The organism is Brachybacterium sp. J153, assembly GCF_036311905.1.
Taxonomy (GTDB): domain Bacteria; phylum Actinomycetota; class Actinomycetes; order Actinomycetales; family Dermabacteraceae; genus Brachybacterium.
In genome coordinates, this window is sequence record NZ_JAZDCH010000002.1 from 50,048 (window position 1) to 73,366 (window position 23,319).

The window sequence follows — 23,319 nt, forward strand, 5'->3', positions numbered from 1 at the left end:
TCCTCGGACCGAGACCCCACCGGACCGCCATCGCGTCGGCCCAGCTCGGCGCCGACCCGTCGGCGGAGGGACCGGGCCGCGGAGCGCACGACGTGACCGGACCCACCAGGCCTTGACCAGGTCTTGACCCGGATCCCGCATGCCCTGACCGTGTCCCGCCGCGGCGCGCCCCTACGCTGGAGTCGCTCGACACCCCCGATGTGACAGGTTCCCGTGATCCGTTTCGACAACGTCACCAAGACGTACATGCGCGGTCAGCACCCCGCGGTGGAGAATCTCGACATCGAGTTCTCCCGCGGGGAGTTCGTCTTCCTCGTCGGCGCCTCCGGGTCCGGCAAGTCGACCCTCATGCGCATGGTGCTGAAGGAGGTCGCCCCCACCCGCGGCACCGTCTACGTCGCCGGCAAGGACCTCTCCCGGATCCCGTCCTGGCGGGTGCCCGCCCTGCGTCGCGAGATCGGCATGGTGTTCCAGGACTTCCGCCTGCTGCCCTCGAAGACCGCGTACCAGAACATCGAGTTCGCCCTCGCGGTGATCGGCACCCCGCGCAAGGTCGTGCGGCGCCTGGTCCCCGAGATGCTCGAGATGGTCGGGCTCGAGGACAAGGGCAAGCGGCTCCCGCACGAGCTCTCCGGCGGCGAGCAGCAGCGCGTCGCGATCGCCCGCGCCTACGTCAACCGCCCCTCGATCCTGCTGGCCGACGAGCCCACCGGCAACCTCGACCCCTCGACCGCCGAGGGCATCCTCGACCTGCTCGCGGAGATCAACGAGCGCGGCACCACCGTGGTCATGGCCACCCATGACCGGGCGGCGGTGGACCGCATGCGGCGCCGCGTCGTGGAGATGGTCGGCGGCGTCGTCGTGCGCGACGAAGACGAGGGCGGATACGACTCCGCCGAGGCCGTCTCGGTGATCTCCGGGAACCTCCCTGACGACTCGTCCCTGCGGGTCGAGGCGGAATCGGAGGACGAGCTGGTCGTCACGGTCGCGAGCCCGGACAGCGCAGAGGATCGAGCCGCGGACGAGCCCTCGGAGGCGGCCCGCGAGGACGATGAGGACCTCGATCGTCCGTCCGACGCGATCGACCTCTCGGACGAGGACGGTCGGACCCCCGGCACCGCGGAGCCGGAGGGCACGGACGTGCTCGACGAGGACCTGATCGACGAGCGCGCGTCCCGCCGCGAGCGGGACGCGGATGCCTTCGACGCGGACGCCTTCGACGAGGACGAGGAGGTCACCCGATGAGGGCCCGTTACATCCTCGGCGAGATCGTCTCGGGCCTGTGGCGGAACGTCTCGATGGTGATCTCGGTGGTCATCGTCACCGCCGTCTCGCTGACCTTCGTGGGCACCGGACTGCTGATGCAGAAGCAGATCATGGACATGAAGGCGACGCTCGTCGAGCAGTCGCAGGTGACGATCTTCCTGTGCTCCCCGCATTCGACCGCCGCCTCCTGCGCGGGCGGGGCGGCGACCGACGCCCAGATCGACTCGGTGCGCGAGGCGCTCGAGGGCGACGTGCTCTCGGAGTACGTCGCCTCCTACGACGAACGCTCCCAGGAGGAGGCGCTCGCGATCTACCAGGAGCAGTTCGCGGGGGAGGGGTTCGTCTCGAACTTCACCGCCGAGGACATGCCCGTCTCCTTCCACATCACCCTGCAGGACGCCGACGACTCCGCGGCGGTGGTCGAGTTCTTCCAGGGCCGCGACGGCGTGGACGAGGTCACCGACCTCCTGAGCACATACGCCCCCTTCATCGACGTCCTCAACCAGTCCACCCTCTTCGCCCTCGGGCTCGCGGTGCTGATGCTGATCGCGGCGGTGCTGCTCGTGGCCACGACCATCCGGATGTCGGTCGCGAACCGGCGCCGCGAGATCGCGATCATGCGCCTGGTGGGTGCCTCCAACGTCTTCATCCGGCTGCCCTTCCTGCTGGAGGGTGCCGTCGCCGCGATCATCGGCGGCCTGATCGCCTCGGGGATGCTCTGGGTGGGCCTCGAGTACATCGTCGCCCGCTGGCTCGCGCCCACCCTCGGGGAGCAGCTGATCACGGTCTCCACCGCGGACCTCCTCTGGGCGGCCCCGACCCTGGTCGTCCTCGGGGCGGTGCTGTCGATCGCCTCCTCCGTGGTCTCCCTCAACCGACATCTGAAGGTGTGAGCATGCTCCTGCGCCGTCTGCACCGCCCGCTGTCCCTCCTCGCGGCCGGCGCGCTCCTGGTCGTCCCCGCGCTGGGCCTGCCCGGCTCCGCCTGGGCCGCCCCCACCAAGGAGGACAAGATCGCCGAGCGGGAGAGCGTCGACCAGCAGCTCGAGGACCTCCGCCTCGAGCTCGAGGGCGTCAACGACGATCTCGCCTCCACCTATCTCGCCCTCGCCGAGACCGAGCTGCAGATCCCGATCGCCCAGCAGGACCTCGAGGACGCCCAGGCCGAGCTCGCGGCCGCCCAGGAGGACGACCGCCTCACCGGCGAGCGCCTCGCGGCCGCCGAGGAGGAGGAGGCCGAGCTCTCGGGCGAGGTCGAGGACGGCCGGGTCGAGGTCGACCGCAGCGACGAGGAGCTGTCGCAGATCGCGCTCGAGGCGTACAAGGGCGGGGGCCTGCCCAACCCCTCGACCATCTACTTCGGGGGCGAGGAGCCCCAGGACGCGGTGGACCGCTCCATGAACTACCGCCTGACCCTGGCTTCCCAGGGCACCCGCCTCGACGATCTCCGCAGCGACCAGGCGGTCACGGAGAACTCCGCGGACCGCCTCGAGGCCGTCCGCGAGGAGATCGCGGATCTGAAGATCGAGGCGGAGGCGGCGGTCGCCCGCACCGAGGCTGCCGAGCAGGCAGCGGCCGACGCGAAGGCCGACCTCGACGCCCTCTACGCCACGCAGATCACCCAGCGCGACGATCTCGAGACGAAGAAGGCGCAGTACGAGGGGGACGTCTCCACACTGGAGACCCGCAGCTCGACCCTCGACTCGGAGATCGAGGAGCTCGCCCGTCAGGAGCGCGAGCGGGCCGAGCGGGAGGCCGCCGCCGCGAAGAAGAGCTCGAGCAGCGGTGGCGGCGGCGGGTCGTCGTCCTCGAGCTCGAGCGGCTGGGTGCGCCCCGTGGATGCCCGCCTGAACTCCAACTTCGGCTGGCGGGTCCATCCGATCTACGGCACGCGGAAGCTGCACGCGGGCGTGGACTTCCCCGTTGCCTGCGGCGTGCCCGTCGGAGCCGCGCACTCCGGCCGCGTGATCGCCCGCACCTACAACAGCGGTGCGGGCAACAAGATCATCCTCAGCCACGGCATCCAGAACGGGAAGCTGATCACCACCAGCTACCACCACCTGCAGGGCTTCGCGCTGCCGGTCGGGGCGGAGGTCTCCGCCGGGGACACGGTCGGCTACGTCGGCACGACCGGTTCCTCGACCGGCTGCCACCTGCATTTCGAGGTCCACGAGGACGGCAACGCCGTCAACCCGACGAAGTACATCTGAGGCCGGGTCGGGCCGAGGGCCGACGGACCGCGGGGGAGCGCCGCCTCGCGAGCGGGGCGCGCCATATTCCCTCGCCCCGCCGCTGACCGGCGCGTAAGCTGGGAGATCCGGTCCGAGCGGGGAGGCATCCCGCGGCACCGGCACCGACCACCACGAGGATCCGCGAGGAGGGACCCATGTCCGCGAAGAAGGGCGCTGCGAAGAAATCCGCGGCGGACGACGGCCCCCAGAAGAAGCTGATCACCTCGAACAAGCGAGCCCGTCACGACTACTTCATCGACCACACGTGGGAGGCGGGCATCGTCCTGACCGGCACCGAGGTGAAGTCGCTGCGGGATCGGGGAGCCTCGCTGATCGACGGCTACTGCTATGTCGAGGGTGGCGAGGTGTGGATGGACAACGCCCACATCGCCCCCTACGTGAAGGGGACCTGGACCAACCACGCCGCGCGGCGCAAGCGCAAGCTCCTGCTGAACAAGCGGGAGATCGAGAAGCTCGCGAGCCAGTCCCGCGAGAAGGGCTACACGATCGTGCCGCTCGAGATGTACTTCCTCGGCTCGCACGCGAAGGTGCTCATCGGCCTCGCCCGCGGCAAGAAGGAATGGGACAAGCGCCAGACCCTCCGCGAGAAGCAGGACATGCGCGAGGCGCAACGCGCCATGCGCCAGCGCGAGATCGCCTGACCCCGGTCGTCGACCGCGGGGCTGCAGCCGACGCGAGCCCCTCTCGGAGGGGTCGCCCGCGGTGCCCGGAGGGTTCGGCCCGACGCCGGCTCAGACGCCGGATCGTTCCGACGGCTCCGCGGCCCCGAGGTCCCGCCGCTCCAGCCGGGCGACCAGTTGGCGGCTCGACGCGAGGAGTCCCTGATCGGCGACGCCCAGACGCTCCCGCATCAGCAGCGCCCGGCGCGCGTCCTCGAGCGCCGCGTCCCACAACCGGGCGGCGGCACGGGGCCGGTCCGCGGCCTGCTCCGCCCGGGCGTGCTCGAAGCGATTCTTCGCGCGATGCTGGAAGACGCTCGCGAGCGCCGACAGCGAGGACGGCGAGGTCGGGTCCTCGAACCCGGTCTCCTCGGCGGCGAGGTCCATCTGTTCCTCGGCCGCGAGGAAGGCGCCCTGCCACTGCAGTACCTGCGCATAGCGGGTGCGGCGCACCGCTCGCATCACCGGCGACAGCCCCGACTGATCGAGGGCCCGCCTCCCCGCGGCGGCGGCCTCGTCGAGCCGGCCCACGATGCGCAGACCGGCCACCGTGCGCGGATCCTCGGGGTTCTCGGCGCACCAGTTCGCGAGGGCTGCGGGATCCGTGACGGTCTCCCGTAGGGTCTCGGGGTCGATCTCGATCCGCATCCCGGCCATCTCGAAGCTGCTCATCGCGTCATCATCGGCGCGGAGGACTGCCTGGTCCAGCCCCCGGCGCTTCGCCGTGAGCTGAGGGATATTCGCTTCTGTCCGTCGGTGGGGCGCGGTAGACTAGATCCACGGCGTTCCCCCGGGGGCGCCCGTGGGTGATTGACAACCGAAGAGTGAGTGCAGGACGGCCATCAGGCCGTCACGATAGTCATGCCTTCCCACGCCAGGGGCCGATCGGTTTCGACGGTAGTTGTCCAGCGAGGGGAAGCGGGCCGAGAATCCAGAGTCATCTCGTAAACGTTCTCTGGAAACCAATAAGTGCCGAACCCAAGCGCACTGACTTCGCTCTCGCTGCCTGATCAGCGTTAGCAGTCTGGAACCCCGGGGGTGCTCCTGACCCGGATCGTTCCATCAGCTAAGGAGCCACTGCTGCCGACCCTGGTCACCGGGGAAGGATGAACACCTCAGAGTGACTGAGTCCGTCGACGACGTGTCCGTGCGAGCGTCGGGACTGAGAACACGTTTTCGCGGACTGCGCCCGGAGAAGCCCTGGCTTCGCACTATCGGACGCGGGTTCGATTCCCGCCGGCTCCACGCTGCACTCACCGACGAGAGGTCCCCTCACCTGCGCTGATGCGCGGGGGAGGGGGCCTTTCGCGTTCCTGTACCCACTCTGTACCCACGCGGTGAGCACAACAGCGCCGCCACGTCCCCGCCCTCTTGGCGAGGTGAGGGCGGGGGCGTGGCGGAGGAGCCGGCTCAGCCCTCGTAGCCGAGGCCGTGGCCGAGCTCGTAGCGGTTGCCGTCCGCGTCGACGTACACGTACGGGCGGCCGTCCATGTGCTGCTCCTTGGCGAAGCCGGGGACGTCGTTCGGCGAGGCGCAGCGGCCTTCCGTATCGATGGCGACGGCCTCCGCGGAGATCGGGAAGGTGATCGGCAGGCGGCCACTGGGGGAGAACGCCCCGAAGATCGCGTCGACGATCGCGTCCCAGTCGGTGTCGAAGCCGATCAGCAGGGCATCCGCGAGCGGCTCGACGCCGTCGAGCAGCCAGGGGAACTTCGCGTTGAGCCCCACGACGAGGATGCCAACGCTCTCGCGGATCCGCCGCACCTTCTCGAGGTCCACGTGCGAGTGCTCGTCGATTGCGAGGTCCCCGATGCCGACGAACTCGAAGTAGCTGCCGATGAACGGGGCGATGAGCACGATCGCCACGTCCGCGCCGCGGTAGTCGGTGGTGAACTCGACCTCGGGGTGGGCGGCGGCGATCCGGGACCTCAGGGCGTCGAGCTCCTTGACGCGCAGGTCGCGGGCGAACAGCTCGAGGTAGACGCGCTTCCCGGAGAGGTCCGCGGCGGCCAGCGGCAGGGTCGCATCGTGGTTCTTGGCGAGCACCACCGAGCGGCGGTGGGCCTCCTGTGCCGCGGCGACGGCCTCGGCGTTCGCGACCACCTCGTCGGCCCGCTCGGGATCGACGTAGGGATTCTCGAACAGGCCCAGCGCGAACAGCTCCGCTAGCAGGAGCTGAGCGGCCTCGTCGAGGCGCTGCGTGGTGAACTCGCCGGCGAGGTACGCCTCGCGCACGGAGGCGACGTCGTTGGTGTCGGCGAACATGTCGGTCCCGGCCATGACGGCGCGGCCGACGCGCTCGGGGGTCGTGAGGTCCTCGACGCCCCAGGCCATCTTCGAGAGCACACCCGAGTCGGAGTTGATGTAGCCGCGGTGGCCCATGTTCCGCAGCAGGCCCAGGATCTCCCGGTTGAAGGCGAAGCCGACCTGCTCGAAGTCGGTGACCCGGCCCTGCGGGGTCGCGGACTTCTCGGCCGAGGGGATCGCGTAGTACGGCATCACCGAGGCGGTGCCGGCGTCGATCACGGCCTGGAAGGGCGGCAGGTGGTACTCCTCGAGGGAGCCCTCGGTCGGATAGATGTTGAAACGGCCCTCGGCGTAGTGGGGGTCGGTGCCGTTCTCGCGGGCGCCGCCGCCGGGGAAGTGCTTCGTGGTCAGCGCCACGCCGTCCGCCTCGAGACCGTCCTCGCCCTGGAAGGCGCGCACGATGGTGCCGATCGCCGCGGCGACGAAGCGGGGGTCCTCGCCGAAGGTGCCGTGGCCGCGGAACCAGCGCGGGTCGGTGAACACGTCGGCCATGTACATGTAGCCCTTGCGTAGCCCGGAGGCCATCCACTCGGCGCGCGAGTGCCGGGCGAAGGACTCGATGAGCTCGAGGGAGCCGGTCGCCGCGAGCCCGAGGGTCCCGGGCCACTGGGCGAAGGGCTGGTCCTCGGGGGTGCCGCCCATCTTGAAGCCGCCGGCCTCGTTCTTCGAGTTCGCCGCGACGACGACGGGGATGCCGAAGCGGGTCTGCTCGGCGACCTCGTTCATCGTGTTGATCCAGGTCGCGATGCGAGCGCCCGTGGGCTCCTCGCGCATGATGAAGTGCCGCATGTGCTTCTCGGCGATCATCTCGGTGGTGCCCTCGAAGGGGATCCCGGCGCTGGTGTGCGGGTCGAGCTTTATCGGCAGGTGCTGCTCGTCGAGGACGCCGTCGTGGCTGGTGAAGTCCTTGTTGTGCTGCGAGATGCCCATGGGGCGCGAGGAGATGACCATCAGGCCGATCTTCTCGTCGGGCGCCATGCGGGCCACGAGATCGGCGGCGCGCTCGGCGGGGGAGAGGCGCCAGTCCTCGAAGGGGCTCAGCGCGCCGTCGGCGTCGAGGTCGCGGAAGCGCAGCCCGTCGACCTCGAGGATCGTCTTGTGGCGGCTGGAGAGGTGGCGCTGAGCGGTCATGCGGGCTCCGATCCGGTCAGGAGGGACTCGTATCCGAGGGAGACGAGGTGGGCGCGGGAGTCGGCCAGGGACGCGAAGATGTCCCGGCCGTAGGTCTGGTCCTGCTCGATGAGGAAGTGCTGGGCGCCGGCGGCGATGCCCTGCTCGATGATCGGGCCCCAGTCGAGCGTCCCCGAGCCGACCTCCGCGAACTGCACGATCGAGCCCGACCAGAACTCGCCCCAGGCGCCGCGGTCCCCGGCCTCGACGGCGTCGAGCACCTCCGCGGGCGGGAGCACGATGCGGTAGTCCTTCAGATGCACCAGGTCGAGGACGCCGTCGAAGGCGGCGAGGGTGCGCTGCGGGTCGCGGCCGCCGCGCTGGACCCAGTGGCAGTCGATCTCGAAGCGCAGGTGCGGGGCCTGCTCGCGCAGCCGCTCGAGGACGGTGCGACCCTCGAGCCGGGCGAACTCGACATGGTGGTTGTGATAGCTGAGGGAGAGGCCCAGCGCGGCGAAGCGCTGCGCGTACTCGTCGACCTCGCGGGCGAAGGCGTCGATCGCCTCCGCAGAGCGCATGGCAGGCAGAGGCATCATGCCGATGCGGAGCATCGAGGTGCCGAGGCGACGGGCGTGCTCGACGTGCAGGTCGAAGTGCTGCTCGAGGGTGAGGTCCTCGCTCCCGGCGGGGGCGGAGGTCTTCGCGGAGATCGCGGCGTACTCGATGCCGAGCTGCTCGCGGGCGGTCTCCATGTCGGCGACGTTCTGCTCGGTCATGGGGATCTGGGAGACCTCCACGACCTGGAAGCCGGATTCGCTCACCTGCTCGAGCACGGGCAGAACGCCCTCGCGGGCGATGTGGTCCTTGAGCATCATGAGCTGGATCCCGATGCGGGCCATGCGAACCTCCTGGGGGTGAGGGGCGACGTCGCCCCGGGACGGCGCGCTCCGTCCACTCCGCCACCGTACGGCGTGCCGTCGCCGCGATCGCGGTCTTCCCGTCCGTTGCCGAGGAGCGCCCGGAGAGCGGAACGCACCCCGGGAGGACGCCGCCGGTTGCCATCCCGCACGGGCCGCGATGAGGTCCGATGTGAGCGGCGTCGCAATGTGCTGACGATCTCGCCGGAAAATGTGGCAACCCATGACAACTGGGTGAGGGGGCATCTGCGCTCTGGGAGCGTCCTCCGCAACGGCAAGGGCGCCTCCCCGAGCACACCCCGCTCGAGAGCTCCCGGATCAAGGATGATGATGAGCACCACTTCGAACACCGCACCCCAGGCCACGTCGGCCCGCGGCCTGCAGCGGCTGAACCCGCTGAACTACGTCGCGTACGCTGGCGGTGACGCGGCGAACAACCTCGCCTTCTCCCTGGCGATGTCCTTCCTCGCGGTCTACCTCACCGACGTCACGCAGATCGGCCCCGCGGTCGTGGGCCTCATGTTCCTGCTGATGCGCGCGGTCGACGCCGTCACCGACGTGCTCATGGGCTCCCTGATCGAGCGCACCAGCACCCGATTCGGCAAGTTCCGACCCTGGATCCTCGCCGGCTCCGTGCCCCTCGTGGTCCTCGCGATCCTGAACTTCGCGATGCCCGCGTCGCTCTACGGCACCGCGGCCGGCGTCGCCTGGGCCTTCATCATGTACTTCCTGATGGGGTCGGTCGCCTACACCTCGGTGAACATCCCCTACGGTTCGCTCGCCGCCGCGATGACCGACAACCGCGCCGAGCGCTCGCGCCTCGCCGTCGCCCGGTCGGTCGGCTCGGCCCTGATGCAGATCGTCGTGGCCCTCGCGATCGCCCCGGCGATCAACTCCTTCCGCGGCGATCCCGCCGGGCTGCAGAACGCGATCCTCACCGCGCTGATCCCCCTCGGCGTCCTCGCGATCGCCCTCTACGTCTTCCTCTTCCTCACCGCGCGCGAGAACGTGCAGCGCTCCGTGGACCGGGTGAGCCTGCGGGCGAGCGTGGCCACCATCGCCTCGAACCGAGCGCTGCAGATGCTCGCCCTGTCCTCCTTCCTGATGCTGGTCGGCGTCTTCGGCGCCTCGGGCATGATGGCGTACTACGCCCGCGACGTGCTCGGCAACGCGACGCTCATCGCGGTGAACCAGGTGCTCATGTCCGGCGCGATCCTCGTGACCGGCGCGTTCATCCCGGTCCTCGCCAAGAAGCTCGGCAAGACGCGGCTGTTCCAGGTCGCCGGGGTCGTCGGCATCGTCGCCGGTGTGCTGCTGTTCCTCGCCTCGCAGGAGCTCGTGTGGCTCGCCTTCGTCGGCTTCGGGCTCTTCGGCATCGCGAACAGCACGGCCAACACCCTCATGTGGAACATGGAGGCGGACTCCGTCGAGTACGGCGAGTGGAAGACCGGCATCCGCAACGAGGGCACCACCTACGCGGTGTTCTCCTTCGTGCGGAAATGCTCGCAGGCCCTCGGTGGCGCGGTGGGCCTGTGGATCCTGGGCTGGTTCGGCTACGACGGCACCGCCGCCGCGCAGAGCGCCGAGACGATCTTCGGCATCAACGTGGCCACGGGCCTGCTGCCCGCCGTCTCGATGGTCCTCGCGATCGTGGTCATGCACTTCTACCCGATGAGCGATGCCAAGCACCGCGAGATCCTCGCCGAGCTCGAGAGCCGGGGCGAGAAGCCCACCGAGGAGACCTCGGCGCAGGGCTGACGCCGCCCCTCGTCTCCTCCGCACCGCGGTCCCGTCCTCCCGAGGGGGGCGGGACCGTGGTGCGTCCGTGCGGTGCGTCCGCGCGGTGCGAGAGCGATCCGGTGGGTCCGACGGGGGACACGCCGACCGCGGGCGCGTAGCCTTCACGGATGCCCGCCTTCCGACCCGCCCCGCCCGCGGCGGACCTCCCGGTCGACCGGGAGCGCGTCCGGCATCTGCTGATGCAGCTCGTGCCCGAGCCGGGGGTCCGACGCGGGTTGCTCGATGTCGACGTCGATCTCGCCCCGCGGCCCGCGGGCCAGGGGTGGGACAACGTGCTCTGGCCGGTCGGCACCGTGGACGGCCTCCCGGTGGTCCTGCGCGTCGTCCGCCGCCGCAGCGCGCGCCCGCTGCGGGATCGGGAGCTGGCCGTGCTGCGGCGACTGGCCCCGCTCTCCGCCGAGCTCCCGCTGCGGATCCCGACGATCCTGGCCACCGCCCCCGACGCCCTGCTGATCCCCTGGGTTCCCGGACGCAGTGCGGCGGAGTCGAGGCCGCCGCACCGCCGCCGCAGCGCCACGGGCCTGGCCTCGATGCTCGCAGCCCTGCACTCGCTCCCTCCGCGCGACCTGGCCGACCTCGAGCGGAACCCGGTGCGTGGCGTGCCGCTCGCCGGCCGTGCCGAGGCCCTCGCCGCGGACCTGGAGCGGGCCGAGCTGCCGGCAGACCTCCGTCGTGCCGCGCGCGACGTGGCCGACCGGGGGCTCGAGGCACCGGTCTGGGACGGCGAGGACCGGCTGCTCCATGGGGACCCGCATCCGGGCAACGTCGTGGTCCCGACGGTCGACCCGGACCGCGACCCGGCACCCGACGAGGACCACGACGCGGTCCGCGACAGGGCCCGGGCGGGAGCGCTGATCGACTGGGGCGATGCGACACTCGGCGACCCGGCGAGCGACCTCGGGGCCCTGCTGCTGCACGATCCCCGCGGGGATCTCCTCGCCCGCTACCGCCGGCACGCCACCTGGAACGGCATCGAGGACGAGGCGCTATGGTCGGCGCTCCTCGAGCGCGCCCGGGCCTGGTCGGTGCGCCTCTCCCTCGCCCTGGTCACCGCCTACGACTCCGCGCACCCGCTCGGGCGGAGCGGAACGGAGCTGCTGCGGGCGGTCGAGGAGGGAGAGCTCACCCCTGCTCGGCGGCCCGGGACCTGACGAAAGCGGCGACGGCGGCCTCGACATCGGCCTCGGTGTGCGCGGCGGAGAGCTGCACCCGGATCCGGGCTTTCCCCTGCGGCACCACCGGGTACGAGAAGGCGGTGACGTACACGCCGTTCTCGAGCATGCGGTCGGCGATGCGCGCCGCGAGCGCGGCGTCCCCGAACATGACCGGCACGATCGCGTGTTCTCCCGGCAGCAGCTCGAAGCCCTCCTCGCTCATGCGCGTGCGGAACAGCTCGGCGTTGCGGAACAGTGTCGCGCGCAGCTCGGCACTGCCCTCGACGAGCTCGAGGGCCTGCAGCGTCGCAGCCGTGATCGCCGGGGCGAGCGAGTTGGAGAACAGGTAGGGGCGGCCCTTCTGGCGCAGCATCGCGACGATCTCGGCCCGGCCCGAGACATAGCCCCCGCTCGCCCCGCCGAGGGCCTTGCCGAAGGTCCCGGTGTAGAGGTCCACCCGATCCGAGACGCCGAAGTGCTCGGGCGTGCCGGCCCCGGTCTCGCCCATGAAGCCGACCGCGTGGGAGTCGTCGACGAGGACCAGCGCCCCGAACTCGTCGGCCAGGTCGCAGATACCGGGCAGCGGGGCGAGATAGCCGTCCATCGAGAAGACGCCGTCGGTGACGATGATGGTGCGGCGCGCGCCGTGCCCGTCGTGGAGCGCGGCGGCCGCCTCGAGCTGGGTGCGCAGGTCCGCGAGGTCGGCGTTGCGGTAGCGGAAGCGAGCGGCCTTCGAGAGCCGGATGCCGTCGATGAGCGAGGCGTGGTTCAGCTCGTCGGAGATGATCGCGTCCTCCGTGCCGAACAGCGGCTCGAAGACGGCGCCGTTGGCGTCGAAGCAGGAGGAGAACAGGATGGTGTCCTCGGTGCCGAGGAAGGCGGAGACCGCCTGCTCGAGCTGAAGATGCAGATCCTGGGTGCCGCAGATGAAGCGCACCGACGCCATGCCGAAGCCGCGCTCGTCGAGAGCCCGCTTCGCCGCCTCGACCAGGCGCGGATCATCCGCCAGGCCCAGGTAGTTGTTGGCGCAGAAGTTCAGCACCTCGGCGCCGTCGCGGCCGATGGGGCCGGCGGTGATGCGGTTGCCCTGGGCGGTGGTGATCACCCGCTCGTGCTTGTAGGTGCCGGCCTCCTCGAGGGCGGCGAGCTCGGCGGTCAGCTGGTCCTTGAGGGCGGTGTACATGGGAGCCTCCGGGTCGTTCGGGTCGTGGGGTGCGGGAGCGGGCGCGGTCAGTCGTCGAGGGCGCTCCAGTCCAGGAGCACCTTCCCGGCCGAGCCGGCCTTCGCGAGGGCGAAGCCCTGCTCCCAGTCGGTCGCGGGCAGGACGTGGGTGATGGTGCGCTCGATCGCGCCGCGCAGCGTGGGGGACGTGGAGAGCATCGCGCTCATCGCGTTCCAGGTCTCGAACATCTCGCGGCCGTAGATGCCCTGCAGGGTGAGCATGCGGGTGACGACGACGGTCCAGTCGATCTCGAACCGCGTCGCGGGCAGTCCCAGCAGGGCGATCTTCCCGCCGTGGTTCATGTTCTCGATCATCTCCTGCAGGGCGCGGGCCTGGCCCGTGATCTCGAGGCCCACGTCGAAGCCCTCGCGCATCCCGAGGCGCCGCTGCGCATCGCGCACCCGCGTCGTGGAGACGTCGAGGACCACGTCGGCCCCGCACTCCTCGGCCATCGCCAGGCGCTGCGGGGAGATGTCGGTGATCGTGATGTAGCGGGCGCCGGCGTGGCGCGCGACCGCTGCGGCCATCTGGCCGATCGGTCCGGCCCCGGTGATCAGCACGTCCTCGCCGACGAGCGGGAACTTCAGCGCCGTGTGGACGGCGTTGCCCAGCGGGTCGAAGGCGGCGCCGAGCTCGGGGCTGATCAGGTCCGTGCGGCCGTCGTGCTCGTGCACCCAGACGTTCTCGTGGGGGAGCGTCACGTACTCGGCGAAGGCGCCGTCGCGCTGCACGCCGACGGAGCACACGCGGTTGCACATCTGGCGCCGCCCGGCGCGGCAGTTGCGACAGGTCCCGCACACCACGTGGCCCTCGCCGGAGATCCGATCGCCGACGCGCACGTCCGTGACCTCGGCGCCGATCTCGACCACCTCGCCGTAGAACTCGTGGCCGGGGGTGAAGGGGACCGTGTCGCACATCGACTCCGCCGAGGCGTCCCAGGCGAGGATGTGCAGATCGGTCCCGCAGATCCCGGTGCGGAGCACCCTGACCTTGACCTCCCAGGGCCCGCAGCCGGGCTCCTCGACCTCGGTGAGCTCGAGGCCCTCTCCGAGAGCGAGCTTGCGCAGTGCGCGCATCAGACCTCCTCGTCCGGCTCCGTCCGGAGCATCGTGGGACCGGCGCCGGGGCGCGGTGCGGGGGTGGGCATCGCGTCGGGCGGTCCGTCGGCCCCGGGTGGGACGCCGACGCGACGAGGATACGGCGCGGCGACCCCTCGCGCGGGGGAGCACGGGACCTCGCCCCGTCCCGGCCCGTAGACTCGACTCCGCCATGACCACGCCCCCCTCGAGCCCTGATCCGTCCGTCGCGACCCCGGGCGGCCCGGCTCCGTCCCCCGGGTCCCCCGGCCCGCGGATCTCCTACCCGTCGGACCTCCCCGTCTCGCAGCGCCGCGAGGACATCCAGGCCGCGATCCGGGACCACCAGGTGGTGGTGATCGCCGGGGCGACCGGCTCGGGCAAGACCACCCAGATCCCCAAGATGCTGCTGGAGATGGGGTACGGGGAAGGCCGCCGCCTGATCGGGCACACGCAGCCCCGCCGGATCGCCGCCCGCTCCGTCGCCGGGCGCATCGCGAGCGAACTGGGGGAGACCCTCGGCGAGGGGACCGTCGGCTTCCAGGTCCGCTTCACCAAGCAGACCGCCCGCGGAGCCCGGCTCAAGCTCATGACCGACGGCATCCTGCTCGCCGAGATCGGCCGCGACCGGCTGCTGAAGCGCTACGACGCGATCATCATCGACGAGGCCCACGAGCGCTCCCTCACGATCGACGTGATCCTCGGCTACCTCCGCCAGATCCTGCCGCAGCGTCCGGATCTCAAGGTCGTCATCACCTCGGCGACCATCGACCCGGAGCGCTTCGCCGAACATTTCGCCGCGGTGCTGCCCTCGGGAGAGAGGCGCCCGGCGCCGATCATCGAGGTCTCAGGCCGGACCTACCCCGTGGAGGTCCGGTACCGGCCGCTCGTGCTCGAGCCGGAGATGGACGAGGACGACGAGCTGGAGGACGTCCACTCCGTCGAGCGGGACCTCACCCAGGCGATCACCGACGCCGTCGACGAGCTCGCCGCCGAGGGACCCGGCGACATGCTCGTCTTCCTGCCCGGTGAGCGGGAGATCCGGGAGATCTCCGACGCCCTCACCGCGCACCTGGCCCGCGGGACCCGCGGCCGAGCGGCGCTGCCCGTCGAGGTGCTGCCCCTCTTCGGTCGGCTCTCCGCGCAGGACCAGCAGAAGATCTTCTCCCCGCCCCCGTCGGGCACCTACCGTCGCATCATCCTCTCGACCAATGTCGCCGAGACCTCCCTGACCGTCCCCGGCATCACGTACGTGATCGACTCCGGCCTCGCCCGCATCTCCCGCTACTCCCAGCGCACCAAGGTGCAGCGGCTCCCCATCGAGCCGATCTCCCAGGCCAGCGCCAACCAGCGCTCCGGCCGCTCCGGGCGCACCCATCCCGGCGTGGCGATCCGCCTCTACTCCGAGGAGGACTTCGAGAGCCGGCCCGAGTTCACCGAGCCGGAGATCCTGCGCACCTCGCTGGCCTCCGTGGTGCTGCTGATGACCTCGCTGGGCCTCGGCGACGTCGAGTCCTTCCCCTTCGTCGAGCCGCCCGCGAGCCGTGCGATCGCCGATGGCGTGCGCCTGCTGGAGGAGCTCGGCGCGATCGAGGACGATCCGCAGTCGCCCGGCGGGCGCCGCCTCACCCGCATCGGCCGCGATCTCGCCCGCTTCCCGCTCGACCCACGGATGGCCCGCATGCTCCTCGAGGCGAACCGCCTCGGCGCCCTGCGCGAGGTGCTGATCATCGTCGCCGCCCTCTCGATCCAGGACCCGCGCGAGCGGCCCCTCGGGCAGGAGCAGCAGGCCCGCGAGAAGCACAAGCGCTTCGAGGACGAGACCAGCGACTTCCTCGCCTACCTCAACCTCTGGAACCACCTGCAGCAGCGTCGGAAGGATCTCTCCTCGAGCGCCTTCCGCCGCGAGGTGCGCGCCGACCACCTCCACTACCTGCGCATCCGCGAGTGGTGGGACCTCCACGCCCAGCTGCGCGACATGGCCAAGGACGCGGATCTGCGCGCCAACGAGCACGACGCCACCCCGCAGGCCATCCATCAGTCGCTGCTCGCGGGGCTGCTCAGCCACGTCGGCCTCCTCGACGACCGCACCCGCGAGTACTCCGGCGCGCGCGGCGCGCGCTTCGCCCTGTGGCCGGGCTCTGCGCTCGCCAAGAAGCGCCCCGACTACGTGATGGTCGCCGAGCTCGTGGAGACCTCGCGGCTCTGGGGCCGCACCGCCGCCCGCATCGACCCCGCCTGGGCCGAGGAGATCGGCGCGCACGTCGTCAAGCGCTCCCACTCCGCCCCGCACTGGTCCTCCAAGCAGGCGGGCGCCATAGCCCACGAGAAGGTCACCCTCTACGGCGTGCCGCTCGTGGCGGACCGCGTGGTCGGCTACGGACGCATCGATCCCGAGGCGGCCCGCGACATCTTCCTCCAGAACGCCCTCGTCGAGGGGGACTGGCGCACCCGCCACCACTTCTTCCGCGACAACCGGGCCCTGATCGCGCGGCTCGAGGAGCTCGAGGCGAAGACCCGCCGACGCGACCTGCTGATCGGCGACGAGCAGGTCTTCTCCTTCTACGACCGGCGGATCCCCCGCGAGGTCGTCTCCGGCCGCCACTTCGACACCTGGTGGAAGTCCCAGCGCCACGAGACCCCGGACCTGCTCACCCTCACCGAGAAGGACCTCCTAGCGGCCGATGAGGAGACCACGGCCGCGATCGCCGCGGACTTCCCCGACACCTGGGTCCAGGGCGATATCACCCTCCCGCTCAGCTACTCCTTCGGCGAGGTCGGGTCGAAGGGTGCCGAGGGCGTCACCGCGACGATCCCGCTCGCGGTGCTGAACCGGCTGCGGCCCGAGGGTTTCGACTGGCTCGTGCCCGGCATGCGTGAGGAGCTGGTGACCGAGCTGATCCGCTCGCTCCCGAAGCCGATCCGGCGGCATCTGGTCCCCGCGCCCGAGCGCGCGAAGACCGTCGCCGCGACCCTCCACGACGACGACCCGGAGTCCGGGGAGGCCTTCGTCGAGGCGGTCGCCGACGAGCTGGTGGCCCTGCCCGGCGTGCCCGACGACCTGCCGCTGTACGGACCCGAGTTCGACCTCGCGAAGCTGCCGGACCACTTGCGGATGCACTTCCGGGTGGTCGATGCGCAGGGCAAGCAGATCGGAGCGGGCGATGATCTGGAGGCGCTGCGCGGCCGGCTCAAGCAGCGGGTCGACGCCTCCGTCTCCTCGCAGGGCGACGACCTGGCCCGCCGGGATCTCGACGGCTTCCCCGACAGCGGCGTGCCGGCGCTGCACGAGTCGACCGTCGGCGGGCTCAAGGTCACGGGGTATCCCGCGCTCGTGGCCCGCCGCGGCTCCGACGGCCGCCTCGAGCGCGTCGACCTCGCGGTGCTCGCGAGCGCCGACGAGCAGACCCTCGCCCACCGGGAGGGGGTCATCGCGCTGCTGGACCGCGACCTCGGCACCGAGCTGTCGACCGTGCTGAACGCCCTGCCCAACCCCACCAAGCTCGCCGTCGCCGGCTCCGAGTACGCGAGCACGGCGGCGCTGCTGGCCGACGCGACGCGCGCCGCGACGATCCATCTCGCGGGCGACGCCGCCACCATCCGCACCCGCGCGCAGTACGAGCAGCTGCTCGAGGCGGCCCGACCCCGGCACGCCGAGCTCGCGGCGCAGGCCGTCAAGGACGCCGCCGCGGCCCTCGCCGTCGACGCGAAGCTGCAGAAGGAGCTCTCGCGGGTCTCGTCCCTCGCGATCCTGTCCCACCTGACCCAGATCCGCGAGCACGCCGCCGGCCTGCTCGCGGACGGCTTCATCTCCCGCACCGGCGTCGATCGCCTCCCGGACCTGCGGCGTTACCTCGAGGCGGATCGGGTCCGGCTCGAGAAGCTGCCGGAGAACCCGCGCCGGGACGAGCAGGCCGCCTGGCAGATCGCCGATCTCGAGGGGTACTGGGCGACCCGACGTGCGGCGCTCGGTGCCCGTCGGCGCGCCGAGCAGGAGGCGCAGGAGATCGACTGGCTGCTCGAGGAGCTGCGGGTGAGCCTGTTCGCGCAGACCCTGGGCACCCGCGTCTCCGTCTCGGACAAGCGGATCCGCCAGGCGATCGCCGCGCTCTGAGCCCCGGACGGACCGAGGCCCGCGCGGGGTGAGCCACGCCTCCGCCGCCTGCGCCGGAGCGGGACCTTGCGGAAGTTTTACCCGCGCGCCGTGATCCGTCGGCGTCTCCGCTCGGCCGCCCCGGCCGCGACGGCCGGGAAGCGTCCCCGACCGGTGCGGACGTCGCCCGGACCGTTCTGCGCAGAGACCCCAAGCGGTGGTCATGGCGATCCCAAGAAGGGCGGCGCACGGCTCCGACCTGCGACATCGCTCTCTTCCCTGCGGCGTGGGTCGCGCCTACGGTGGCACGGCCCGCGTCCCGGGCGATCGATCCGCCGTCTCCCGAAGGAACTCCCGCATGCTCGGCTCCCGCTCCACCGCCCTCGTCGCCTCGGCGCCGTCCCCGCTCCCGCGACGTCGCACGCTGCTCGTCGGCGCGCTCGGCGCCGGGGCCCTCCTCGGACTCGGGGTGACCGCGCCGGCTCGGGCGGATGACGTGTGGACCGAGGAGTTCATGACCCGGCCGGAGACCCGCGAGGGCTTCGACGTGAACGCCCTGGACTCCTGGCAGGACCAGAACGCGCGGTTCATCCTCTCCGTGATCGCCGGGCACGGCCTGGGGCGCGAGGCGGCGCGCATCACCCTGATCACCGCGATCGTCGAGTCCTGGCTGCGCAACTACGAGCCCGCCGTCGACCTCGATTCCGGCGGTCTCTTCCAGCAGCGGCCCTCGATGGGCTGGGGCACCGCCGCTCAGGTCCGCCACAAGAAGCTCGCCGTCGACGCCTTCCTCGGCCTCTCCGAGCACTCCGAGGCGCCCGGCCTGCTGCAGGTCGTCCCGGAGTACGAGGCGTGGGACCCGGGTGCCGCGGCGCAGGCCGTGCAGGCCTCGGCCCACCCCGAGCGCTATCACGAGCAGATCCCGGCCGCGGACGCCCTGTGGGACCGGTTCGCCGACAGCGTGGTGCCGTACACCGCCTGATCGGCACGCGCTCTCCGCGGGCGGAGCGGCTGTCCGGGGTGCCGGGCACGCCCGGCGCGGCGCGGGTGCACGGGGCCCGATGCGCTCGTTACGCTGTGCCTCATGTCACCGTCGCCATCCGTCAGCTACTCCATCACGATCCGCCTCGAGTTCGAGGCGCGGTCCGCCGCCGTCAGCGACATCACCAGTCGCATCGAGCAGCATGGGGCGACCGTCACCGCCCTCGACGTCTCCGCCTCCGGCCCGGAGCGGATGCGCGCGGACATCACGGTGCTCACGGCCGGCCACGACCACGCGATCGAGGTCGTGGAGTCGCTCAAGGGACTCGACGGCGTCGAGCTCGGCAAGGTCTCCGACCGCACCTTCCTCGCCCACCTCGGGGGCAAGCTCACCGTCGAGTCCAAGCTCCCGATCCGCCACCGCGACGACCTGTCGATGATCTACACGCCGGGCGTCGCCCGCGTGGTCAAGGCGATCGCGGAGAACCCCGAGGACGCGCGCCGCCTCACCATCAAGCGCAACACCGTCGCCGTGGTCTCCGACGGCTCGGCGATCCTCGGCCTCGGCGACCTCGGCCCGCTCGCCGCGATGCCGGTGATGGAGGGCAAGGCCGCTCTCTTCAAGCGCTTCGCCGGCATCGACGCCTTCCCCATCTGCCTCGACGCGCACACGGTCGACGAGATCGTCGCGCACGTGAAGGCCATCGCGCCGGTCTTCGCGGGCATCAACCTCGAGGACATCTCCGCGCCGCGCTGCTTCGAGATCGAGGACCGGCTGCGGGCCGAGCTCGACATCCCCGTCTTCCACGACGACCAGCACGGCACCGCGATCGTCGTCGTCGCGGCCCTGCGCAACGCCCTGCGCGTGGTGGAGAAGGACATCGCCACGACCCGCATCGTGCTCTCGGGCGCGGGCGCCGCGGGCACGGCGATCCTGCGTCTGCTGCGCGCGGCCGGTGCCCGCGACATCGTCGTCACCGACATCCACGGCATCGTGCACGAGCGACGCGAGCAGCTCGAGGGTCGCCTCCCCTGGATCGCGGAGGTCACCAACCCCCGCGACCTCACGGGCACCCTGCAGGACGCCGTCGTGGACGCCGACGTCTTCATCGGCGTCAGCGCCGGCAACATCCTCACCGCCGCGGACGTCGCGACGATGGCCGACCGCTCGATCGTGTTCGCCATGGCCAATCCGACCCCGGAGATCGACCCGTCCGAGGCGGCCAAGCACGCCGAGGTCGTCGCCACCGGCCGCAGCGACTTCGCGAACCAGATCAACAACGTCCTCGCCTTCCCGGGGGTCTTCCGCGGGCTGCTCGACGCGCACGCCACCAAGGTCAGCGACCGCATGCTGCTCGCCGCCGCGAAGGCGCTCGCCGACGTGGTCTCCACCGAGGAGCTCAACCCCACCTACATCGTGCCGAGCGTCTTCCACGACGGGGTCACCAAGGCGGTCGCGAGCGCGGTCGAGCAGGTCGCTCGCGAGGAGGCGGGGACGGTCGACACCATCACCGGTGCGATGCGGCCGGTCTACGCCGACGAGATCACGCTGGAGAGCTGAGCCGGGCCCTCCGGCGGCACCGGCCGCCGGAGGCCTCAGACCATGTCGCCGTCGAACGCGTCGGCGTCGGCGTCAGCGGCCGTGACGGATCGGCGCCGCTCGAGGATCCACGCGCCGAGACCCACCCCGATCCCGAGCACGCCCGCGACCGCATCGCCGAGGTCTCCCGACCGCTCCGGCAGGGCGAGGGATTGGACCAGCTCGACCAGCAGCACCTGCGCGAGCGCGACGATCACCACCCAGCCGATCGGGAAGCGGCGCCGCGGCGCGAGCAGCCGACCGAGCGCCCACACGGTGAGGGCGAGGACCACCAGGTGGTAGATCTTGTCCAGTCCCGGCACCCCGACGCCGGGGGTCCCGGAGGGGATCGACGGCAGGTAGAAGCCGCTGTTCAGCACGAGCGCGAGCACCGCGAGCACGATCCGCAGCGGCAGCGATCCGCCGACCTCCCGGATCTGGACGGGCAGGTCGAGGGCGAAGCGAAGCGGCGCTGACATGGGCGGCATTCTCTCCGGAACCGTGACCTGGATCGGGGAGGCGGGGCCGTCCGCCGCCCAGGGACTCCGCTAGTCTCGACGTGTCTCGAGAGATCGACCCCTGACCCCGGGAGCAGCCATGTCCTCCACCTCTGATCCGTCCCGCATGGACCCGTACAGCGACCAGCCCGGTGCCGCGCCCGGCAGCACCGCCGTGCTGGACCGGCAGGTCCAGGAGCGGGAGCAGACCACCGACGACGGCGATCACGACCGGTTCGCCCACTACGTGCGCAAGGACCGGATCACGCAGGCCGCGCTCGACGGCACCCCGGTGATCGCCCTCTGCGGCAAGGTGTGGGTCCCCGGCCGCGACCCCAACAAGTACCCGGTCTGCCCGGAGTGCAAGGAGATCTACGAGGGTCTGCGCGAGCCCAACGACGGCGGAGACGGCGCGGGCGGCTCCGGTGGCAAGGGCGGGGGCGGCGGCTTCCGCGGTCTCTTCGGCGGGCGCCGCTGACCCCGGACGGCGACGCTCTCTCCCCTCCGTCCGCCCGACACGCCCGGGGGACTTCCTCACATCGGTCGCGCGGGCGGGTCGTCGGTCCTCAGCGGTACGGTGGAGCACGCTGTGACGACACCATCCCTGTTCTCCACCGGCGATCCCCGTCGGCCCTCCGAGGCCGCCGCGCGATCGCTCCCCGTCGCCTACCCCGAGCGCGCCGCCTGGGGCACGGTCCCGAAGCTCCGTGCCTGGCAGGCGGAGGCTCTCGACCTCTATCGCCGCACCGCGCCGAAGGACTTCCTCGCGGTCGCGACGCCCGGTGCGGGCAAGACCACCTTCGCGCTCCAGATCGCCGCGGGCCTCCTCGCGGAAGGGACGGTCCGGCGCATCACCGTGGTCGCCCCGACCGAGCATCTGAAGACCCAGTGGGCGGACTCCGCGGCGCGCGTCGGCATCTCCCTGGATCCGAACTTCTCGAACGCCCAGGGCACCCACGGCGCCCATAACCAGGGGGTCGCGATCACCTATGCGCAGGTGGGCATGGCCCCGGCGCTGCACCGCGCCCGCACCGAGGCCGATCGCACCCTGGTCATCCTCGACGAGATCCACCACGCCGGTGACTCCCTCACCTGGGGTGACGGGGTCCGGGACGCCTTCGATCGGGCCACCCGCCGCCTGTCGCTGACGGGAACACCGTTCCGCTCGGACTCCTCGCAGATCCCCTTCGTCACCTACGAGGAGGACGGCGAGGGCTTCTCCCGCTCGAAGGCGGACTACACCTACGGCTACGGGGAGGCGCTGCGCGACCACGTCGTCCGCCCCGTCCTGTTCATGACCTACTCGGGGCGCATGCACTGGCGCACCAAGACCGGCGACGAGGTCTCGGCCCAGCTCGGCGCCCACGAGACCAAGGACATCACCCAGCAGGCCTGGCGCACCGCGCTCGATCCCCAGGGCGAGTGGATCCAGTCGGTGCTCTCCGCCGCGGACCGCCGGCTCACCGAGGTGCGCCGTCACGTGCCGGACGCCGGCGGGCTCGTCATCGCGACCGACCAGAAAGCCGCCCGCTCCTACGCGGAGACGCTGCGCGAGCTGTGCGGGGAGGCGCCCACGGTGGTGCTCTCGGACGACGCGGGCGCCGGCAAGCGCATCGAGGACTTCTCCGCCTCCAAGGACCGCTGGATGGTGGCGGTGCGCATGGTGTCCGAGGGCGTGGACGTGCCCCGCCTCGCCGTCGGCGTCTACGCCACCTCGACCGCGACACCGATGTTCTTCGCGCAGGCGGTGGGTCGCTTCGTCCGCTCGCGGACCCGTGGCGAGACCGCGAGCGTCTTCCTGCCGACGGTGCCGATCCTCATGGCCCACGCGGCGGCGATGGAGGAGGAGCGCGACCACGTGCTCGACCTCCGTCCCGCCGAGGGCGATGCCGAGACGGGGCTCGACGAGTCGCTGATCGAGGAGGCGAACCGCACCGAGCGCGCCTCCGATCAACTGGAGATGAGCTTCGAGGCGCTCGAGTCGCAGGCCTCCTTCGACCGGGTCCTCTTCGATGGTGGCGAGTACGGCGCGGGCGGCATGATCGGCTCGGAGGACGAGCAGGAGTTCCTCGGCATCCCCGGTCTGCTGGATGCGGACCAGATGCGCGCCGTCCTCCAGCAGCAGCAGGCCGAGCAGCAGGCGCGCCGCCGCCGCAACGGCGCCGAGCAGGCTCCCGTCACCCCCGGCGTGGTCGACCATCGTCGGCTCATGGACCTGCGCAAGGAGCTGTCCTCGCTGGTCTCGGCCTGGTCCAAGAAGTCGGGCTCCCCGCACGGCTCGGTCCACAACACGCTGCGCTCGCGCAGCGGCGGCCCGGCGGTCGCGCAGGCCAGCGCCGAGCAGATCCAGGCGCGGATCGACATCGTCCGCGGCTGGTTCGTCGGCCGACGCTGATCCGACCGACCG

17 protein-coding genes and 1 other RNA gene are annotated in these 23,319 nt (G+C 71.4%); 12 read left to right on the forward strand and 6 right to left on the reverse strand.

The window, feature by feature from the left end; translation table 11 throughout:
• Positions 1 to 213: 213 nt before the first annotated feature.
• The 4 genes from ftsE (at position 214) to smpB (ending at position 4,158) form a co-directional block, all read left to right on the forward strand.
• Positions 214 to 1,245, forward strand: coding sequence for a cell division ATP-binding protein FtsE (ftsE, locus tag V1258_RS00695; protein WP_329747899.1), 1,032 nt, complete (start codon positions 214 to 216; stop codon positions 1,243 to 1,245).
• The gene (gene ftsX / locus V1258_RS00700; protein ID WP_329745205.1) at positions 1,242 to 2,159 is read left to right on the forward strand and encodes a permease-like cell division protein FtsX; all 918 of its coding nucleotides are present in this window, start codon (positions 1,242 to 1,244) and stop codon (positions 2,157 to 2,159) included. Before ftsE ends, ftsX begins: the two co-directional genes overlap by 4 nt.
• 2 nt (positions 2,160 to 2,161) lie before the next feature.
• The gene (locus V1258_RS00705) at positions 2,162 to 3,475 is read left to right on the forward strand and encodes a peptidoglycan DD-metalloendopeptidase family protein (protein ID WP_329747900.1); all 1,314 of its coding nucleotides are present in this window, start codon (positions 2,162 to 2,164) and stop codon (positions 3,473 to 3,475) included.
• Between the two features lie 176 nt (positions 3,476 to 3,651).
• Positions 3,652 to 4,158: an SsrA-binding protein SmpB gene (gene smpB, locus V1258_RS00710; protein ID WP_329745207.1), complete on the forward strand. Its 507-nt coding sequence runs from the start codon at positions 3,652 to 3,654 to the stop codon at positions 4,156 to 4,158.
• A 90-nt stretch (positions 4,159 to 4,248) separates the two neighbouring features.
• Here smpB and V1258_RS00715 read toward each other — a convergent pair whose 3' ends face one another.
• Positions 4,249 to 4,848 carry a hypothetical protein gene (locus V1258_RS00715; protein WP_329747901.1) on the reverse strand — a complete coding sequence of 200 codons (600 nt, stop codon included), beginning with the start codon at positions 4,846 to 4,848 and terminating at the stop codon, positions 4,249 to 4,251.
• Between the two features lie 205 nt (positions 4,849 to 5,053).
• Between V1258_RS00715 and ssrA the strand changes: the two genes are divergently transcribed.
• Positions 5,054 to 5,424, forward strand: a transfer-messenger RNA (tmRNA) gene (ssrA, locus tag V1258_RS00720).
• Between the two features lie 162 nt (positions 5,425 to 5,586).
• Here the strand turns inward: ssrA and V1258_RS00725 are convergent.
• Positions 5,587 to 7,614, reverse strand: a complete 2,028-nt coding sequence (locus V1258_RS00725; RefSeq protein WP_329747902.1) for a glycoside hydrolase family 3 protein — start codon at positions 7,612 to 7,614, stop codon at positions 5,587 to 5,589.
• Positions 7,611 to 8,492 (reverse strand): sugar phosphate isomerase/epimerase family protein, encoded by an 882-nt coding sequence (locus tag V1258_RS00730; RefSeq protein WP_329745210.1) that lies wholly within the window; start codon positions 8,490 to 8,492, stop codon positions 7,611 to 7,613. Before V1258_RS00730 ends, V1258_RS00725 begins: the two co-directional genes overlap by 4 nt.
• A gap of 348 nt (positions 8,493 to 8,840) precedes the next feature.
• Between V1258_RS00730 and V1258_RS00735 the strand changes: the two genes are divergently transcribed.
• Complete coding sequence (locus V1258_RS00735; RefSeq protein WP_329747903.1) at positions 8,841 to 10,268, forward strand: glycoside-pentoside-hexuronide (GPH):cation symporter; 1,428 nt, start codon at positions 8,841 to 8,843, stop codon at positions 10,266 to 10,268.
• Between the two features lie 149 nt (positions 10,269 to 10,417).
• Positions 10,418 to 11,461 carry a phosphotransferase gene (locus tag V1258_RS00740; RefSeq protein WP_329747904.1) on the forward strand — a complete coding sequence of 348 codons (1,044 nt, stop codon included), beginning with the start codon at positions 10,418 to 10,420 and terminating at the stop codon, positions 11,459 to 11,461.
• Here V1258_RS00740 and V1258_RS00745 read toward each other — a convergent pair.
• Positions 11,433 to 12,647, reverse strand: a complete 1,215-nt coding sequence (locus V1258_RS00745; protein ID WP_329747905.1) for a glycine C-acetyltransferase — start codon at positions 12,645 to 12,647, stop codon at positions 11,433 to 11,435. The two genes, V1258_RS00740 and V1258_RS00745, sit on opposite strands and share 29 nt — an antisense overlap.
• A 47-nt stretch (positions 12,648 to 12,694) precedes the next feature.
• The gene (tdh, locus tag V1258_RS00750) at positions 12,695 to 13,762 is read right to left on the reverse strand and encodes an L-threonine 3-dehydrogenase (protein WP_329747906.1); all 1,068 of its coding nucleotides are present in this window, start codon (positions 13,760 to 13,762) and stop codon (positions 12,695 to 12,697) included.
• 193 nt (positions 13,763 to 13,955) lie between these two features.
• Here tdh and hrpA point away from each other — a divergent pair, with 193 nt between their 5' ends.
• The 3 genes from hrpA (at position 13,956) to V1258_RS00765 (ending at position 20,397) form a co-directional block, all read left to right on the forward strand.
• Positions 13,956 to 17,876, forward strand: a complete 3,921-nt coding sequence (hrpA, locus tag V1258_RS00755) for an ATP-dependent RNA helicase HrpA (protein WP_329747907.1) — start codon at positions 13,956 to 13,958, stop codon at positions 17,874 to 17,876.
• 337 nt (positions 17,877 to 18,213) lie between these two features.
• Entirely contained in the window at positions 18,214 to 18,837 is a 624-nt protein-coding gene (locus tag V1258_RS00760; protein ID WP_329747908.1) for a hypothetical protein, read from the forward strand.
• A 102-nt stretch (positions 18,838 to 18,939) separates the two neighbouring features.
• Complete coding sequence (locus V1258_RS00765; protein WP_329747909.1) at positions 18,940 to 20,397, forward strand: NAD-dependent malic enzyme; 1,458 nt, start codon at positions 18,940 to 18,942, stop codon at positions 20,395 to 20,397.
• Between the two features lie 35 nt (positions 20,398 to 20,432).
• Here the strand turns inward: V1258_RS00765 and V1258_RS00770 are convergent, their stop codons facing one another.
• Entirely contained in the window at positions 20,433 to 20,894 is a 462-nt protein-coding gene (locus V1258_RS00770; protein WP_329747910.1) for a VanZ family protein, read from the reverse strand.
• Between the two features lie 118 nt (positions 20,895 to 21,012).
• Here V1258_RS00770 and V1258_RS00775 point away from each other — a divergent pair, with 118 nt between their 5' ends.
• Positions 21,013 to 21,390: a DUF3039 domain-containing protein gene (locus V1258_RS00775; RefSeq protein ID WP_329747911.1), complete on the forward strand. Its 378-nt coding sequence runs from the start codon at positions 21,013 to 21,015 to the stop codon at positions 21,388 to 21,390.
• A gap of 126 nt (positions 21,391 to 21,516) precedes the next feature.
• Complete coding sequence (locus V1258_RS00780; RefSeq protein WP_442878549.1) at positions 21,517 to 23,307, forward strand: DEAD/DEAH box helicase; 1,791 nt, start codon at positions 21,517 to 21,519, stop codon at positions 23,305 to 23,307.
• Positions 23,308 to 23,319: the final 12 nt, after the last annotated feature.